This window comes from Sphingobium sp. D43FB, assembly GCF_002312805.1.
Classification (GTDB): Bacteria; Pseudomonadota; Alphaproteobacteria; order Sphingomonadales; family Sphingomonadaceae; genus Sphingobium.
The window spans coordinates 1-2,406 of record NZ_NMUA01000101.1 but is presented as its reverse complement, the minus strand read 5'-3'; the positions used below and the strand labels follow the sequence as shown (position 1 = coordinate 2,406).

The window sequence follows — 2,406 nt, the reverse complement described above, 5'->3', positions numbered from 1 at the left end:
CGGACCTGGAAAAGGACGAAGTGACCCAGTTCCCGCGTCACAGAGGCCCGTGTCGCATCAAAATGGAAAACCAAAAGTCCCTGTTTCCGGACATTTGAAGAGGAGGTGTAGTATGAATCGGTCGTTGCTATGCCTCGAAGCGCCCGTTCCGCCGCGTTGTTCGTAAGGCAGATGCGGCCATCGTCGAGGAATGCGGTGAAGGCAGGCCACGCCTTGAGCATATAATCCATGGCCTCGGCCACATCGCTGTTCTTCGATAGCTTCGACCGGTTGTCGCACATCCATTCTTCCAGATCGGCAACCAGCGGTGCGCTGAGTTCCTGCCGAAGGGCGAGACGCTCCTGTGCCGGTCTGCTGTTGATGGCGCGCTCGATGTCGAAGATCACGTCGATACGGCGGACTGCCTCCACCGCCAGCGGCGAGATGACGGGTGCCTTCTTGCGGCGCTTCTTGAGCTGCGCGGCGACATCGGCCAGCTCGAAGAAATAGCGGCGCGCATGGCTCCAGCAAAGGGCGCGGGTCAGTGGCGCTGGCCGTCTGTCGGCGTGGAACAGCGCATTATATCCGGCATAGGCATCGGCCTGGAGAATGCCTCTCCAACTGCGCAGATGGCTCACAGGATGTTCGCCCCGCCGGTCACGGGAATAATGGAAGATCGCCGCTGGCGGTGCCGGTCCGCCAAAAGGTCGATCATCCCGGACATAGGTCCAGATCCGGCCCGTATCGGTCTTGGTCTTGGCCAGCACTGGCACCGTCGTATCGTCGCCATGCAGTCGCTCTGCGGCCAGGACATGCGCTTCGATCAACAGATAGAGTGGCATCAGCGCAGCGGTGCAGGTGCCGACCTGGTCGGCCAGGGTCGAAAGGCTCAGTTCCACGCCCTCGCGGGCGTAGCGGTCACGCTGGCGGTTGAGCGGCTGATGCGCGCCGAACTTCTCGAACAGCAGCATCGCCAGGAAGCTGGGGCCAAATAGCCCGCGGGGCGTCACATGGAAAGGCGCTGGCGGTTGGGTGATCTTCTCACAATCCCGGCAGGAGAACTTCTCCCGCACGGTCTGGATCACCTTCCACTGGCGCGGCACGACCTCAAGTGTCTCGGTGATATCCTCACCCAGCTTGCACAGCCGATCCGAGCCGCAGCAGGGGCAGGCATCGGGCGCAGCGATGACAACGCGCTCGCGTGGCAGATGTTCGGGCAAGGGCTTGCGGGCGGGCCGCTTGCGTTCAAACGGTGCGACGTTGGTCTTCGCCGCTGCCAGGGCAGCCAGAAGCTCATCTTCGCTGGCAGCGGCCTCGCACTCCTCGAAGGTCAGTTCCATCTGGTCGAGCAGATGGCGCGTGCGTTCGGATCGCTGGCCAAAAAGGGTACGACGCATCTTCTCGTTCTGCAGTTCGAGAAGGGCGTTGCGGGCTTCCAGGTCGGCGTTGATCGCCTTGATCCGGGCCACTTCAGCGGCGACCGCCTGGGCTGCGGCAAGCTGCGCGCGAAGGCTCTGGATCTCTGCTTGCGCCACGTCACCCATGCCCAAAGGCATAGCAGAAAAGCACCGGAATCTCTAGCTTTTTAACTCTCCGACATCGATTATCCGGCCAGTGTCGGCCGCCAGGTTGCTTGCGGATTACGCCAGTCGATCGCCTCCAGCATGCAAGCCAACTGGGAGGCGGAGATGGCAATCACCCCGTCTACAGCCGATGGCCAGATATACTTCCCGCGCTCCAGGCGCTTGGCATAGAGCGACATGCCAATGCCATCATGCCACAGGATCTTGCACAGGTCGCCACGGCGCCCTCGGAAGACATAAAGATCACCGGCATGGGGATCCCGCCTGAAGCTCTGCTGTATCTGCAGGGCCAGGGATCGCATGCCCTTCCTCATATCGGTATGCCCGGTCGCGATCCATATCCGGACGCCGGAGGGAACTGGGATCACGGCTTGATCGACCGCAGCACTGCCGACACCAACCCAGGCGATGCGCCAGCGGGGATGCGTACGATCGCCCGCTCGAACTCCACGATTATCGACGATCCGCTCACCGGCACTGGATCGGGCTGCACCCGCACCTCTGCAAAGCTCTGCGCTGCCTGACCCATCTGCCGCCGCCATCTGTAGATCTGGTTCGGCCGAAGATCAGCACGGCGGGCAATCTCCGCCACGTTCGCGCCGGGCGCCGAAACAGCCGCGACCAACTCACGCTTCTGCTGGTCGGTCCATACCCGCCGCCGCTCCGGGCCTGAAATTACCGTGATCTGACTCATCGCACCGTCCCTAGTACTGGTGCAAACACCATATGTGGACGGCCTCCCCTTGCAATGGGAGAAAGAAGATTTTGATCGGATCGCTAGCGTTCATATGTCCGGCCTGTATGTGCGCTCGTAAATGAACGCTGGCCAAGATGGTTTCCGCGA

Annotated in this window: 3 protein-coding genes; all 3 read right to left on the bottom strand. The window is 61.8% G+C overall.

All coding sequences use genetic code 11. The features are described from left to right. Positions 1-1,523 (bottom strand): IS66 family transposase (locus SxD43FB_RS23315; protein ID WP_255245884.1); only part of this gene is annotated, 1,523 nt, incomplete at its 3' end. A gap of 59 nt (positions 1,524-1,582) precedes the next feature. Further along, positions 1,583-1,930: an IS66 family insertion sequence element accessory protein TnpB gene (gene tnpB / locus SxD43FB_RS23310; protein WP_069063899.1), complete on the bottom strand. Its 348-nt coding sequence runs from the start codon at positions 1,928-1,930 to the stop codon at positions 1,583-1,585. Beyond that, the gene (locus tag SxD43FB_RS23305) at positions 1,927-2,256 is read right to left on the bottom strand and encodes a transposase (RefSeq protein ID WP_096064135.1); all 330 of its coding nucleotides are present in this window, start codon (positions 2,254-2,256) and stop codon (positions 1,927-1,929) included. The genes tnpB and SxD43FB_RS23305 overlap by 4 nt, the downstream gene beginning before the upstream one ends. Positions 2,257-2,406: the final 150 nt, after the last annotated feature.